Below are 13,793 nucleotides of genomic sequence, written 5' to 3'. Positions count from 1 at the left end.
CCTGCACGGTTTACGTGAGGGGGTTCAGCGGCGTGGGGCCCAGCACCCGGGAGCACTGGACCCGGGATTCATCGCCGGTAGTCGTCGTACTCGTCCTCGGACGAGTCGTCGAATCGGTCACCCTGATCGTGACCGTCGTCGGACCCGCCACCCGACAGCTCGCGCTGCAAGGCGTCGAAGTCCGTTGGTTGTGAGCTGTACTTGAGCTCCCGGGCCACCTTCGTTTGCTTGGCCTTAGCTCGGCCGCGCCCCATGGCTCGACCCCCTCGCACAGTGACGGGGCGGCCGGGGGAACGGCGGCCCCGTAGATGTCGACAGTTGATTCCTGCCAGCTACCGTACCGTGCCGAAGGGGTTCGATGCGACGCGGCACGGTGTGCAGAACCTGACATCACCGAGAACTGCGCTCGGCCGGTCCGGCGAACCTCGCGAATCCCTCGCCCCGGCGCCACCGCGCCCCGGGTTCGTGGAAGCATGGAGGGGTGCCTCGACCGTTCGTCGCCTATCTGCGGGTGTACGAACCGTTGTCCACCTTCGCCGAGCCCCTGGCAGGCCTGCTGCGCGGCGCCGTCGAGGTGGGCGGCCTCGACCGGGCCGACGCCGCCGCCCGCGAGCGCGAGGTATGGCTCAAGTCACAGCTGGCGGGTTCGGTGCTCCCGGGCGAGTTGCCCGACGGCAGGCCGACCCCCAGCTCCATCCGCGACCTGCTGGTCATCGACCCGGCCGAGGTGCCGGGCAGCGCGGCCGGGTCGGGGCCGCTGGTGTGCCCGCTGGACCTGCGGGCCCGCTCGGCCGCGGCGATGGTCGGGTTCCTGGCCACCTCCGGGTCGGTGCTGCGCGACGCCGTGCTCGGCTCCCCGCCGGACGCGATCCGCCGCAAGGCCACCAGCGTGCTCGGGGAGCTGCCCAGCGGGGCGGTGCACGTCGTGTCCACCACCTGGACCGTGCCGCTGCCCTGGTTCTCCCTGGTCGACCCGGACGCCCGGCACGTGGTGCTGGCCCCGCGCGAGGACCCGCGGCGCGAGGTGTTCTGGCGCGCCACCCTGGCCGACGCCCTGGCCCGCGTGGAGCGGGCGCACACGCTCACCAAGCGCACCTTCGGCGAGACCGGCCCGACCAAGGTCCTGGCCGACACCGCGCAGTGGCTGGGCAACTTCGCCGAGGGCTCCGCGGTCGAACTCGACTACGGCGGCCTGGTGCAGCTGCTCACCGACGAGGAGCTGACCGAGGACTCGTCCGCCGAGGACGTGCACGCCATCCTCGACGCCATCGAGCGCTCGGACCCCGGTGAGGTCGGCGAGCGCTTCGAGCGCCTCCGGGACTTCTGGGGCGACCTAGCGGCTCGCGAGCAGCTGAACTGAGACATGTCCACCCGCCACCGCTCCGGACCCGGCGGGTGAACGCTGCCGGGCATCGGGGCGGCGGGACCAGTCCAGCTCGTCGAGGTGACGGCTGAGCGGGAGTCGGCTCAGTCCAGCTTGTCGAGCAGGCCGTCGGTCAGGCGGGCCGCGCCGACCGGGACGCCGCCGCCGAGCACGTCGTGCTCCGCCTTCTCCGCCAGCTCGGGGGCGTCGTAGCCGAGCGCGCGCAGCACGCCGACCAGGATCGGGGTGCGGGGGCGCGGGGCGCCGTCGTCGATCTTCATGGCCATCGCGGTGCCGTCCGGCAGCACCATCGCGTGCACACCCTCCGCGCCACCCTTGACCAGCAGGCCGGGGATGGCCTCCATCAGCTCGGAGTCGTCGCGGTCGGTGCCGCCGACCAGGAACGGGTGCGCGCGCATCGCGTCGGCCACCCGCCTGCGCCGGGTGCCCGGCGCGGCCAGGACCAGCCGGGTGTAGCCGGTGGCCAGGCCCGCCAGGGTCAGGGCGAACAGCGGGGCACCGCAGCCGTCGACGCCGATCGTGGCGATCGGCTCGCCGGTCATGTCCTCCACGGCGTCGGCGATGGCCGCCTGCGCGGGGTGCTCCGGGTCGAGGTAGCCGCGGGTGTCCCAACCCTGCTGGGCGCTGACCGCCAGCATCGCGGCGTGCTTGCCGGAGCAGTTCATCGCCGCCGCCCGCTTGCCGCCGCCCCCGGCGATCACCCGGTTGCGCGCGGCCTGGTTCAGCGGCCAGTCGGGCGGGCAGCCCAGGTCGGTCTCCGACAGGCCGTTCTTGGCGAGGATGCCCAGCACCTGCTCCACGTGCTCGGACTCGCCGCTGTGCGAGGCGCACCCCACGGCGAGGTCGGCGTCGTCGGGCAGGTCGAGGCCCGCGCGCAGCAGCCCGAGGGCCTGTAGCGGCTTGTTGCTCGACCGGGTGAAGACCGGCTCGTGCACCTCGCCGAGGGCGAGCCGGACCCGGCCGTCCGGGGCGAGCACGACGACCGACCCGCGGTGGATCGACTCGACGAAACCGGACCGCAGCACCTCGACTAAGACGGGGTTGTTCAGCGGGACTCGCCTCCTGGCCGCTCGCCGCGCTCGGCGGCCAGCAGATCGTCGACGGAGGCGCTGCCCGCCCGGTAGCGGCCGCCGATCTCGTCGTTGAGCAGGTCCATGACCCGCTGCACCTCGCGCCTGCGCTGGGAGACCGAGGCCTCCTCGGCCTGGTAGGTGCGCAGCGCCAGGGCCAGCCGGTCGTCGGGGAGCGCGCCGACGTCGGAGAGGTCGGCGTCGGACACCAGCGCCTCCACGTGCCTGCGGTGCGCCTCGGCCCGGGACGGTTCCATGGTCTGGTAGCGGCCGGAGCCGGTGGCCGGGCCGACGGCGTTGTCCGCCAGGATCACGGCGAGCTGGTCCACCACCGAGGTGGACTCGCCGCTGGCCCGCCTGCGCTGCTCGGCGCGCACGATGTCGATCCGGCCGTGCAGCAGCCTGCGCAGGTAGGACAGGTCCGTCTCCTCCTGCGCCGCGTCGTCGCGGCGCACCCGGACCTCGGCCAGGCCCAGTCCGGCCAGGCCCTCGACGTACTCGGGCGACAGGACCCTATCGATGCGCCTGCGCCCTCCCGGGCGGACTTCGATCACGGGCACATCCTCCGCCACTCGGTGCTCGATCGCCATATCTTGACGACAACGGCGTTCAGCTCGCCACCCCCAGAAGTACCCTCGACTCTTCCGGACCAATCGGCGGGCGCTGAGCGATCCTCGCCAAACCGGACGCCCGGGCCACGAGCTGCGCGTTGTCCTTCACGCGCTCCCCCTTGGCGTAGGTGGTGGTGTCCTCCATCCCCACCCGGACGTGTCCACCGGCGGAGAGCGACGCCAGCAGCACCGGGATGCTCGCCCGGCCGACCCCGGTCGCGGAGAACGTCGCCCCTTCGGGGATCAACCGCAGCGCGGCGGCGAAGGTCTCGAGGTCGCCCGCCATCCCGCCGGGGACACCCATGACCAGGTCGACGTGGACACGCCCACCCGCGGGCGGGCCGTGCCGGTCGAGCAGGCGGTGCAGGCTGGTCAGCTGGCCGAGGTCGAAGATCTCGTACTCGGGCACGATCCCGCGGTCCTGCATCCGGGTGTGGAGTTCGACGATGAACTCCCACCGGTTGAGGAAGACGTCGGTGCCGAAGTTGACCGTCCCCATGGTGCAGGAGGCGGAATCCGGGAGGGCGTCGAGAACCGCCAACCGGTCCTCCTCGGAGTCGGTGACCGCCCCACCGGTGGAGAGCTGGACGACGAGCCGGGTGTGCTCGCGCACCGCGGCGACCGTCTCCCGCAGCCGCGCGAGGTCGAGCGTGGGCCGGGCGTCGTCGTCGCGGATGTGAATGTGGATCATCGACGCGCCGACGCGCTCGCAGTCCTGCGCGGTTTTCACCAACTCCCCAAGGGTTACGGGGAGGTTCGGCACGTCTTCCTTGCGGTGCTCGGCCCCGGTTGGCGCGACGGTGATGAGCGTGCCCTGCGCACCGGGCCGAGAAGTCGCCGACATACCGCGATCCTGGCACAGGGCACGGGTTGCCACCGACGGCAGGCGGACTATCCGCGCAGGCCCTGCGCCGCCGCGCGGCCGAGCGCCGGGGTGTCCTCGGGCACCGAGTCCGGGTCGATCGAGGCCTGGGTGGCCTCCGCGCCGACCGCCAGCGCCGTGCCGGGCTCGACGGACCGCTTCACCAGGGCCAGCGCGATCGGGCCGAGTTCGTGGTGCTGCACCGCCGACCCCACCCGGCCGACGACCCGCTCGCCCGCCTTGACCGGCGCACCGGTCTCCGGCAGCACGTCCGCCGCGCCGTCGAGGTGCAGCAGCAGCATCCGGCGCGGGGGGCGGCCGACATTGTGGACCTTGGACACCGTCTCCTGGCCGCGGTAGCAGCCCTTCGCCACGTGCGCGGCGACGTGGACCCAGTTCACCTCGTGCGGGATCGACTTCTCGTCGGTGTCCACACCGAGCCGGGGCCGCAGCGACTCCACCCGCAGCGCCTCGAAGCCCAGTGACCCCATGGGACGGGCGCCCGCGTCGGTGATCCGGTCCCACCACTCGCGCAGCTCTTCCCGTGGTACCAACAGGTCCGCCGCGTCGTGGCCGGGCCACGGCATCCGGCGCACGACCACGCTGCCGCCCTGGGCGACCGCGTACGGGCCCGTCGGGACCGGGAGTCCCAGCTTCGCCAGGAGGTCCGGGGTTTCCGGGCCGACGAGCGACAGCACGGCCCGCTCCGCCGTCGCGTCCCTCGGCTCCACTTTGGACCAGAAGACCATCTGCTCGAAGTACTCCAGCAGCGGCACCCGGCCGCCGCGCGCGCCGGTCGCGACGGCGCCCCGCTCGGTGTCCAGCCAGACGGTGCCGTCCACGTGGGCCAGCAGCATGTGCGCGTCGACGCGGCCCTGGCTGTCGAGCACCAAGGCCTCGGTGCCCGCGCCGTCGGCCAGCTCGGTGACGTGCTGGGAGATCACCAGGTGCAGCCAAGACAACCGCTCGTCGCCGGGGACCGCGATCACCTCGCGGTGGGAGCGGTCCACCACCGCGACCTTCCGGGACGCGGCGCGCTGCTCGGCGAACGGGTCGCCGAAGTGCCAGGGGACCTCGTGGTCGAGCGCCCCGTCCGGCGCGGGGACGGCACCCGGGGCGGTGCGCAGGGGGGAGTGGTCGGTCACTTGTTCTCCTGGGAGCAGCTTTGGCACGTGCCGGACAGCGCCAGGTGGCTGGCGTCCAGCACGAACCCGTGCCGCGCCCGCAGTGTTCCGCACAGCTCGTCCATCACCGCGCGCGGCGACTCGTCGACGTGGCCGCAGCGGTGGCAGACCAGGTGGACGTGCTGGTGCTCGTGGACCGAGTAGGTCGGCGCGCCGTGACCCAGGTGGGTGTGGCGGACCAGGCTGAGGCCTTCGAGCAGTTCCAGCGTGCGGTAGATGGTGGTGATGTTGACCGTGGGCGTGGTGCGCTGGACCCGCTGGCAGACCTGCTCCGGGGTCGCGTGCTCCAGCTCCAGCAGCGCGTCGAGCACGAGCTGGCGCTGGGGCGTCATCCGCATCCCGCGCTCGTGCAGGGTCTCCCGCAGCTGCGCGCGGCGGGTCTCCAGCGGCTGGGTCTCCACCCTCCCGATGGTAGGCCCCGGCGTAGGGTCTGGCCCATGCGCGTGCTGGTGATGTTGGACGGAACCCCCGGTGGCACCCTCGCCGACCCCGACGCCACCCACGTGCGCGTCGACGACCTGGGCGTGACCCGGGGCGACGGCGTGTTCGAGAGCGTGCTCGTCGTGGACGGCGCGCCCCGCGAACTCGACGCCCACCTGGACCGCTTGGCCCGCTCCGCCGCGATGCTCGAGCTACCGGTACCCGACCGGTCGGCCTGGGCGGCGGCGGTCCGCACGGTGCTGGCGGCGTGGCCGTTAGCGGGTGAGATGGCGGTCAAGCTGGTCTGCACCCGAGGCCCCGAATACGGCGACGGCGGCCCGACGGCGTTCGCGCTCGGGTTCGAGGTCCCCGCCAAGTCGCGGCGCAACCGGACGGCGGGCGTGACCGCCGTGACCCTGGAACGCGGCTTCGACCCGGCCATCGTGGAACGCGCCCCCTGGCTCCTGCTGGGCGCGAAGACCCTGTCCTACGCGGTCAACATGGCCGCCAACCGCTACGCGGAGTCGGTGGGCGCGGACGAGGTCATCTTCATCGCGGCGGACAACACGGTCCTCGAGGGACCGACGTCGACGGTCGTGCTGGTCACCGACCGCACATTGCGCACGCCGCCGCCGACCAGCGGCGTGCTGCTTGGCACCACCCAAGCCGCGTTGTTCCGGGCTGCTGAGCGGGCGGGCTGGACGACCAAGGTCGAACCAGTGGACCGCGCGGAGCTGACTGCGGCTGACGGCCTGTTCGTGGTTTCCAGCATCCGCAAGATCAGCCGAATCCGGGCACTCGACGGCGTGGCCCTCCCCGACGCCACCGACCTCTGCACCGAACTGAACGCGCTGTACGAGTCGGAGTACTAGCGGCACCGGCGGCCACCGCCCGCTCAATTTCCTTTGATCGCGAGTTGTCCACATGCGTCGAACTCGTCCACAGAGGGTTATTCAGTGGTGTAGAAATAGAGGCCGATAACAGCCGAGATGGTGTCGGTGAAGGTGTTGATGGGTCGCCGGTAGTCGGTGTGGAGAACGCGCCAGGTCTTGAATTGGGCGATGGCGCGTTCGACCACGACACGGATTGAGTTGTGCTGTCGGTTGAAATCTATTTCCCAGTCGGGTTGTTCGCGGTTTCGGGGTTTTCTGATCAGGGTGAGGATGCCGCTGCCGATGTAGCCCTTGTCGCCGGGCCAGGTGCCGGGGTCTCGTCCGTCGAGAATGTGTGAGGCTTTCAAGCCGACGATGTCGTTCCGGGATCCCGGTATCGGATCCGATACCCATCTCAAGCGTCCGTCCGGCGTGCACCCGACCTGGACGGTGTGTCCGGTCGTGCGGTGCTTCCCGGAGAACAACTCCGGGCGGAAGGCCATGACCAGCACGGCAGCAGCGCGCCATCCGCGATATGGGAATTGCGGTCATCGAGATCATCGGCCGTCGGAACGCACTGTTCGCCACCCCCTTCGCTGCCCTGCTCCGCCGATAAACTGGAGCAGGGCTGTCCCCCAGAGGAAGGGCGGGGGCTGTGCTTGGGCCCTCGGGGGCGGTTGAATAGTTTGGTCGTTGATTCCTGCTAGTGGGCTCAGGTGCTCGGTCGTAGGCGCACTCTCGTGCCGGGGCGTGCCTGGGCCAGGGCTGCCAGGTGTGCGGCGGGCACGACGCCGACTACTGGGTAGCCGCCGGTTGTTGGGTGGTCGGACAGGAAGATCACCGGTAAGCCGCTCGCGGGCACCTGTACCGCCCCCGTGACCAGCCCCTCGCTCACCAACTCCCGCCCGTCGAACTCCGACGTCCGCCGCAACGGCTCACCCAGCAACCGCAGCCCCACTCGGTTGCTCTCCGGCGACACCGACCACACCGCTCCCGCCAACCGCGCGGTCACGTCCGCGAACCAGTCCTCACGCGGACCCAGCAGCAGCGGGACCACCAGTTCTTCCGGCGCCCGAACCGCGCACACCACATCCGCCCCGACCGGTACCTCGACCACCGCCCCCAGTGGCAGCACATCCCCGACCCTCAGCGGCGCCGGGCCGATGCCGGACAGGATGTCCGTCGACCGCGACCCCAACTGCCGGTCCACCGCCACACCCCCCGACACCGCGAGGTAGCAGCGCAGACCACGCCACGGCGAGCCGATCTCCAACTCCGCCCCCGCCCCCAGGAACAGCGGCGAGTGGGAGTCCACCAGGAGCCCGTCCAGACGGACCGACACGCTGGGGCCAGTCACCGCCACCGTGCAGGGCGCGGAGGCGCGTACTCGCAGCCCACCCAGCACGGTCTCGATCCCGGCCGCGTCCTCCGGGTTCCCGACCAACCGGTTCGCGAGTCGCAGGGATGGTTCGTCCAGTGCGCCCGAAGGGGGGACGCCCAGGTGGGCGTTGCCGGGACGGCCGAGGTCCTGGACAAGGGCCAACGGCCCCGTGGCCAGCACGGTCAGCGCGCGGGTCACGGCCTCGCCTCGAAGCGCACGCGGTCGCCTGGGGACAGCAGTGCGGCCGGGTTGCGGGTGGCGTCGAACAGGGGGTCCACGTCGTCCGCGAGGCGAGCCAGGAGGCGCCAGCCGCCGGGGGAGGATCGGGGGTAGATGCCGGTGAACTCGCCCGCGACGCCTACCGAGCCTGCCGGTACTCGGGTTCGGGGGGTGTCCAGGCGGGGTTGGCAGAGGGGGTCGGGTAGGCCGGTCAGGTAGGCGAAGCCGGGGGCGAAGCCGCAGAACGCGACGGTGTAGGTCGCGCCCGCGTGCAGGGCGATGGTGTCCTCGACCGACAGGCCCGCGGTCGACGCGACCAGGTCCAGGTCCGGGCCGCCGTAGACCACGGGGAGCACGACCTCACCGGCGGTGACCTCAGGCGGAGCGGTCAGGTCGGCCCTCTCCAACACCCCCGGCACCAGGCGCGGGCCGGGGGAGCCGGGGGTGAAGGAAGCCAGGACCGTGCGGGCCGCCGGGACCAGGTCGACCAGGCCGGGGAGGTTCGCCGCGGCCAGTGCGGTGCGCGCGGCGGCTACCTCGGCCAGCGACTCCAGCTCCACCAGCACCGCGTCCGGCCCGCACCGCCGCAGTCGCATCCGCGCGGGCTCGGCTCAGCCGACCACGCGGCGCAGGTACGCCGAGGTGTGGGGCTGGAGTTCCTGGCCGACCATCGCCCGCTCCTCGACGTAGGCCAGGTCGCCGTTGTTGACCAGGCCGTAGAGGCGCTTGGCGGCGTTGACCTCCTTCGCCGAGCCCGTGCGGGTGACCACGTCGGTGTCCAGTTCCCACGACGTCGAGTTGCGCGGGGCGCCGTAGAAGATCTCCGAGATGCCGGTGGCGTGCACCAGCAGGACCTCGATGGTGTCGTCCTCCTGCGGTCGCCACCAGCCCACCTCGCGGGCGGCCGGGCGGATGACCTTGCCTTCGTCGTCGAGCAGCCAGGCGCGCGACTCGTAGGCGAGGAACGGGCGGCCGTCGTGGGCGAAGGTGAGCTGCTGGCCGAACTTCACCGGGCCGTCGATGGTCGGGTAGACCACCTCGCCCTCACCGCGCCAGACGCCTACCAGCGGCAGGAGTGCCAGGCAGGCGTCGTTGAGGTTCGGGCCCTCGCGCAGGTTCGCGGTGTCGGCCGGGATGGGCAGGTCGTCGAACTGCGGCACGTTGCGGTGCCGGGTGGCCTCAGCTCGCTTCTCCGCGGCCTGGATGGCCGCGTCGCCGCTGCCGGGTACGGGGCTCTCGGCCATTACCGCTGGTCAGCGTAGAGGCGGTACAGGACGTACCCGGCGAACCAGGTGGTCAACAGACCCATGAGCACCAGGAGCGAGGTGAAGAAGATTTCCACCCGCAGAGGATAACGCGGGGGCGCGCGCGGCAACGCATGACGCTGCTCCCACCCCGGTACGCGAAGAGGCCCCGGGGACGGATCCCGGGGCCTCTTCACGTACCGATCGTCAGCCGACCGAGACGGCGACCTCGTGCAGACCGGGGCCGCTCGCGCTGACCTTGGTCTCGCCGTTGCCGTCGCGGTGCAGCGCCCGGACCGTCCAGTCACCCGGGGCGGCGAAGAACCGGAAGTCGCCCTCGGCGGAGGACACGACCTCGGCGGTGAACTCGCCGGTGCCGTCCAGCAGCCGCACGAACGCACCGCCGACCGGCTCGCCTGCGCGGGTGACCTTGCCGTTGAGGACGGTCTCCTTGCCCGCGTCCACGGTGGCGGGCAGCGCGGTTCCCTGCTCGGGGGCTCCACAGGAGCTCATGGTGATTCCCTTCGTGTGGTTGCTGGGGCGGACCGGACTCAGTTCTGGGCGCCGACCTCGACGGGGACGCCGACCAGGGAGCCGTACTCGGTCCACGAGCCGTCGTAGTTCTTCACGTCGCTGTAGCCGAGCAGCTCGTGCAGGGCGAACCAGGTGTGCGAGGAGCGCTCGCCGATGCGGCAGTAGGCGATGGTCGCCTTGCCCTCGTCGAGGCCCGCCTCCTGGTACAGCTCGCGCAGCTCGTCGTTGGACTTGAAGGTGCCGTCCTCGTTGGCCGCCTTGCTCCACGGCACGTTGATCGCGGTCGGGATGTGGCCCTTGACCTGCGCCTGCTCCTGCGGCAGGTGCGCCGGGGCGGCGAGCTTGCCGGAGAACTCGTCGGGGGAGCGCACGTCGACCAGGTTCTTGGTGTTGATCGCGGCCACCGCGTCGTCGCGGAACGCGCGCAGCGACAGGTCCTGCTCCTGGGCGGTGTAGCTGGTGGTGGCGCGCTCGACCGCGTCGGCGCTCAGCGGGCGGCCGTCGAGCTCCCACTTCTTGCGGCCGCCGTCGAGCAGCTTGACCGACTGGTGGCCGTAGAGCTTGAAGTACCAGTACGCGTACGCGGCGAACCAGTTGTTGTTGCCGCCGTAGAGGACCACGAGGTCGTCGTTGCCGATGCCGCGCGCGGAGAGCAGCTTCTCGAAGCCCGCGCGGTCGACGAAGTCGCGGCGCACCGGGTCCTGCAGGTCCTGCCGCCAGTCGACCTTGATGGCGCCCGGGATGTGACCGGTGTCGTAGGCGCTGGTGTCCTCGTCGACCTCGACGAACACCACCCCGTCGGCGTTGAGGTTCTCCTCGGCCCACGCGGCCGAAACCAGCACGTCTTCACGGCTCATCGGGCGGTTCCCACTTTCGGTTTGATGATGGACAAACGGTTGAGCAGCACATAGGTCTCGCAGCCGAGGCAGAAGCCGAAGGCGGCGTTGAGGAACGCGGCGGCGAGGGCGAACGCGGTGGCCACGAGGCCGAGCGCGGGCACGTCGAAGGCGTAGCCGAGCGCGCCGACCACGGCGAACCCGAACCCGACGCCCTGGGCGAAGCGCACCGGGGCGGCGTCCTCGCGCTCGTCGGTGGGGGCGAGCCGGGGCGCGACCAGAACCCGGAACAGCGCCGCGTACGGGGCGTACCGGAGCCCGGCGAACGCGCCGACGGCGAACACCAGGGCCTGCGCCGCGAGCAGCGGCCACCAGCCGGTGGCCAGCACCGCGACCAGCACGGCGCTGGTCACCCAGGCGGCGAAACGGGGGCCCCGGGGGTCCACGCTCGCGCGCGGGGGCACCGGTGGGGTGGTGGACAACTGGGGTGGCCTCCTGACCAGGACACGGGCGTGGGGTCCGGTCGGGCGACGGGCCGAAGCGGGCCGCCCGGTCAGGTGCCCCGACACAGGCTGCTGCGCACGCGGCAGAAGTCCACCGCGCGGCGCCTGGTCAGGAAGCTGGACACGGGCGCGAGCGTACCCGCCGCGACGGCGGCGCTGAGAGGGCGTGCCCATTTGGTGGGACGCCGACACCGCCACTTGCGCGCCGCGTTGGCGCAGGTCACACCCCGATCAAGCGCTCAGGTGCGGGCGCAGCGCGGTGAGCAGGTCTTCACGTTTCGGGACGCCGCCGACGCGCAGCAGCTCCATCCCGTCGGCCGCGACGGCCAGCGTGGTCGGGGTGCGCAGCACGGCGAGTTCCTTGGCCAGCTCGGGCCGGTCGGTGAGGTCGATGTCGGCGTAGCCCAGCCCGGCGGTGCCCGCGGCCAGGTCGGTCAGCAGGGCCTTGGCCTGGTGGCAGGTGCCGCAGAACTGGGACGACAGCTGCACCAGGGTCACCCCGTCCGCCGGGTCGAGCACCCGGCGGACGTCCTCGGGGAGCGCGGCGGCGCGCGCCCGGCGGTTCCGGCCGTCGCGCAGCCGCACCAGCCTGCCGACCACCGCGGCCACCAGCAGCGTGCCGAGCGCGACGTAGAGGCCGGTCACGGGGTCAGCTCCGGCCCAGCACGACGTTCTCGGCCTTGCCCTTCACCGCGAGCTCGCCCGGCTCCACGGTGATCGCGGTCGGGGTGACCTTGAACGGCAGGTTGCCCGGGTCCAGGCGGCGGGCGAAGAGCTTGAGCACCTGGTCCTGGATGATCTTGGGCAGCTTCTGGTCGGCGCCGCCGGAGCGCACCTCCAGCCGCTTCGGCGCGATGTCCACGCTGCCGTCGACCAGCGAGACGATGGAGAACACGCACAGCTGCACGTCCTGGCCCGCGATGGCGACCGTGCCGCACAGCTTGACGCCCGCGGTGGTGCCCTCCTGGTCGGCGATCTCGCTGGCGTCCTCCTCGGTCTCCTCGCCCGGGGCGGGCGCGGTGTTCACCGAGGACTTCTTCACCGGGTCGATGGTCAGGTTGGTGATGGACTTGACCACGTCGTTGGAGTTCTCCTGGATGGCCCGGTTGACGTCCGCGGCCTTGATCCGGACCTGGCCCTCCACCTCGCGCACCGGGACCGACGACAGCGAGCCGCCGACCAGGTCGCCCAGCGGCGCCTGCACGCCGCGCAGCTCGGCGTGCACGTCGAGGTCGCGCAGGGTGTCCTTCACCGGCACGCCCTTGGCGTCGATGGTCACCAGGTCGTACTCGCCGGAGACGGCCTGCAGCAGGAACGAGAAGCCGCCGACCTTGACCGACGGGTGGTCGCGCAGGTCGAACTGCTGCTGCGCCCGCTTGGACACCTCGTGCTCGAACACGGCGGCCGCGCCGAAGTCCGCGGCGACCAGCAGCGCCAGCAGCACCACCAGGCTGATGACCAGCCTGCGCACGGCCTTCGACCGGCGGCGGGGCGCTGCGGACGGCCCGCCCGAGTTCGTCCCGGAGTTCGTCATGGTCGTCATCCCGCCACCCGTCTTGTGTCAACCCTGTGCAGTCTGGCGCCCCCCGGCGCGGTGGCGCCGGTCGGCACCCAAGTACCTACCCCCTGCGCACCGGAGGCACGCGGGTCGATGATCTCAACCCCCGGCACCAGGACGTCCGAACGGGTGGCGCAGTTGCGTCCAGCGGCCCAACCGGCAGGTGGACACGGGATTAACCGGGACGTAACGCACCCCTGCTGAGCTGCGGGGGAACACCCGAGGGCGGCCGCAGAGGCTGTGACGCCGACGTCACGGCGGCGACATTCCCCCGACCCGCGGGCTAGGGTTTCGACCAGCCGAAATCGCCACCCCCGAACCGGGGGCCGCACCCCAACGCCGCGGCGCGGACACGCACGAGAGAGGCGGACTCACGATGAGCCTCGACCTGCTGCTGCTGACCGCCGACCCGGACCCGTCCGCCGTGGTCCCGTCGCTGATGCTGCTACCGCACACCGTACGCGTCCAGGCCCCCGAGGTCACCGCGCTGCTGGAGGCGGGCGCGCGGGACGCGGTCGTCGTGGACGCGCGCACCGACCTGGCCGCGGCCAAGGGCCTGTGCAGGCTGCTGACCACCGGCGGGGACAGCGCCCCCGTGGTCGCCGTGGTCAACGAGGGCGGCCTGGTGGCGATCACCAGCGACTGGCGCATCGACGAGATCCTGCTGCCCACCGCGGGCCCGGCCGAGGTCGACGCCCGGCTGCGGCTGCTCACCTCGCGCGGCCCGGCCGGTGTCGCCGCCGACGGCGCGCTGCGGCTCGGCGAGCTGGTCGTCGACGAAGCCACCTACATGGCCCGGCTGCGCGGGCGCCCGCTCGACCTCACCTACAAGGAGTTCGAGCTGCTCAAGTACCTCGCCCAGCACGCGGGCCGGGTGTTCACCCGGGCGCAGCTGCTGCAGGAGGTCTGGGGCTACGACTTCTTCGGCGGCACCCGGACCGTGGACGTGCACGTCCGGCGCCTGCGGGCCAAGCTCGGCGCCGAGCACGAGCAGCTGATCGGCACCGTGCGCAACGTCGGCTACAAGTTCGTCCAGCCGCCCAAGTCCGGGACCCGCCGCGACGCGGATGTGGACACCACTCACCCGGTCGACGCGCGGTAGGTAGGTTCGGTCA

18 protein-coding genes are annotated in these 13,793 nt (G+C 72.0%); 3 read left to right on the top strand and 15 right to left on the bottom strand.

The features are described from left to right. Positions 1–68: 68 nt before the first annotated feature. A complete protein-coding gene (locus tag CLV40_RS12845) occupies positions 69–254 on the bottom strand; it encodes a DUF3073 domain-containing protein (RefSeq protein WP_104479116.1) in 186 nt (61 codons plus the stop codon). 227 nt (positions 255–481) lie between these two features. Here CLV40_RS12845 and CLV40_RS12840 point away from each other — a divergent pair, with 227 nt between their 5' ends. Beyond that, positions 482–1,360: a DUF8083 family protein gene (locus tag CLV40_RS12840; protein WP_104479115.1), complete on the top strand. Its 879-nt coding sequence runs from the start codon at positions 482–484 to the stop codon at positions 1,358–1,360. 107 nt (positions 1,361–1,467) lie between these two features. Here the strand turns inward: CLV40_RS12840 and CLV40_RS12835 are convergent, their stop codons facing one another. From CLV40_RS12835 to CLV40_RS12815, 5 genes are read right to left on the bottom strand one after another with little or no spacing between them, the layout of a single operon-like run. After that, on the bottom strand, positions 1,468–2,433 hold the full coding sequence (locus CLV40_RS12835; RefSeq protein ID WP_104479114.1) for an asparaginase: 966 nt from the start codon (positions 2,431–2,433) through the stop codon (positions 1,468–1,470). Then, the gene (locus CLV40_RS12830) at positions 2,430–3,008 is read right to left on the bottom strand and encodes an RsiG family protein (RefSeq protein WP_104479419.1); all 579 of its coding nucleotides are present in this window, start codon (positions 3,006–3,008) and stop codon (positions 2,430–2,432) included. Before CLV40_RS12830 ends, CLV40_RS12835 begins: the two co-directional genes overlap by 4 nt. Positions 3,009–3,063: 55 nt before the next feature. Next, positions 3,064–3,909, bottom strand: a complete 846-nt coding sequence (locus CLV40_RS12825; RefSeq protein ID WP_104479113.1) for a beta-keto acid cleavage family enzyme — start codon at positions 3,907–3,909, stop codon at positions 3,064–3,066. 47 nt (positions 3,910–3,956) lie between these two features. Continuing rightward, positions 3,957–5,072 (bottom strand): CAF17-like 4Fe-4S cluster assembly/insertion protein YgfZ, encoded by a 1,116-nt coding sequence (gene ygfZ / locus CLV40_RS12820; RefSeq protein WP_104479112.1) that lies wholly within the window; start codon positions 5,070–5,072, stop codon positions 3,957–3,959. Beyond that, entirely contained in the window at positions 5,069–5,512 is a 444-nt protein-coding gene (locus CLV40_RS12815) for a Fur family transcriptional regulator (protein WP_104479111.1), read from the bottom strand. The genes ygfZ and CLV40_RS12815 overlap by 4 nt, the downstream gene beginning before the upstream one ends. 36 nt (positions 5,513–5,548) lie before the next feature. Here CLV40_RS12815 and CLV40_RS12810 point away from each other — a divergent pair, with 36 nt between their 5' ends. Continuing rightward, positions 5,549–6,403 carry an aminodeoxychorismate lyase gene (locus tag CLV40_RS12810; RefSeq protein ID WP_104479110.1) on the top strand — a complete coding sequence of 285 codons (855 nt, stop codon included), beginning with the start codon at positions 5,549–5,551 and terminating at the stop codon, positions 6,401–6,403. A gap of 77 nt (positions 6,404–6,480) precedes the next feature. Here the strand turns inward: CLV40_RS12810 and CLV40_RS12805 are convergent, their stop codons facing one another. The 9 genes from CLV40_RS12805 to CLV40_RS12765 all read right to left on the bottom strand — a co-directional run bounded on the left by CLV40_RS12805 (position 6,481) and on the right by CLV40_RS12765 (position 12,663). Next, positions 6,481–6,906: a transposase family protein gene (locus CLV40_RS12805; protein WP_245931289.1), complete on the bottom strand. Its 426-nt coding sequence runs from the start codon at positions 6,904–6,906 to the stop codon at positions 6,481–6,483. 209 nt (positions 6,907–7,115) lie between these two features. Further along, complete coding sequence (locus CLV40_RS12800) at positions 7,116–7,982, bottom strand: 5-oxoprolinase subunit C family protein (RefSeq protein WP_104479109.1); 867 nt, start codon at positions 7,980–7,982, stop codon at positions 7,116–7,118. Then, a complete protein-coding gene (locus CLV40_RS12795) occupies positions 7,979–8,599 on the bottom strand; it encodes a 5-oxoprolinase subunit B family protein (protein WP_104479108.1) in 621 nt (206 codons plus the stop codon). The genes CLV40_RS12800 and CLV40_RS12795 overlap by 4 nt, the downstream gene beginning before the upstream one ends. Before the next feature lie 15 nt (positions 8,600–8,614). Then, on the bottom strand, positions 8,615–9,247 hold the full coding sequence (locus CLV40_RS12790) for a heme-binding beta-barrel domain-containing protein (RefSeq protein ID WP_104479107.1): 633 nt from the start codon (positions 9,245–9,247) through the stop codon (positions 8,615–8,617). A gap of 207 nt (positions 9,248–9,454) precedes the next feature. After that, positions 9,455–9,760: a DUF1416 domain-containing protein gene (locus CLV40_RS12785; RefSeq protein ID WP_104479106.1), complete on the bottom strand. Its 306-nt coding sequence runs from the start codon at positions 9,758–9,760 to the stop codon at positions 9,455–9,457. Between the two features lie 38 nt (positions 9,761–9,798). Beyond that, positions 9,799–10,638 (bottom strand): sulfurtransferase, encoded by an 840-nt coding sequence (locus CLV40_RS12780; protein ID WP_104479105.1) that lies wholly within the window; start codon positions 10,636–10,638, stop codon positions 9,799–9,801. Next, entirely contained in the window at positions 10,635–11,081 is a 447-nt protein-coding gene (locus CLV40_RS12775; protein ID WP_245931288.1) for a DUF4395 domain-containing protein, read from the bottom strand. Before CLV40_RS12775 ends, CLV40_RS12780 begins: the two co-directional genes overlap by 4 nt. Before the next feature lie 270 nt (positions 11,082–11,351). Beyond that, positions 11,352–11,765, bottom strand: a complete 414-nt coding sequence (locus CLV40_RS12770; RefSeq protein ID WP_104479103.1) for a thioredoxin family protein — start codon at positions 11,763–11,765, stop codon at positions 11,352–11,354. Positions 11,766–11,769: 4 nt separating this feature from the next. Next, on the bottom strand, positions 11,770–12,663 hold the full coding sequence (locus tag CLV40_RS12765) for an LmeA family phospholipid-binding protein (RefSeq protein WP_104479102.1): 894 nt from the start codon (positions 12,661–12,663) through the stop codon (positions 11,770–11,772). A 391-nt stretch (positions 12,664–13,054) separates the two neighbouring features. On the opposite strand from CLV40_RS12765, the gene CLV40_RS12760 reads away from it, so the two are divergent. Next, a complete protein-coding gene (locus tag CLV40_RS12760; protein WP_104479101.1) occupies positions 13,055–13,780 on the top strand; it encodes a winged helix-turn-helix domain-containing protein in 726 nt (241 codons plus the stop codon). The last annotated feature ends 13 nt before the right edge of the window (positions 13,781–13,793 follow it).

It is taken from the genome of Actinokineospora auranticolor, assembly GCF_002934265.1.
In the GTDB taxonomy this organism is placed as follows: Bacteria; Actinomycetota; Actinomycetes; order Mycobacteriales; family Pseudonocardiaceae; genus Actinokineospora; species Actinokineospora auranticolor.
The sequence above is the reverse complement of the archived record's forward strand: the minus strand, read 5'-3'. Positions and strand labels throughout refer to the sequence as shown.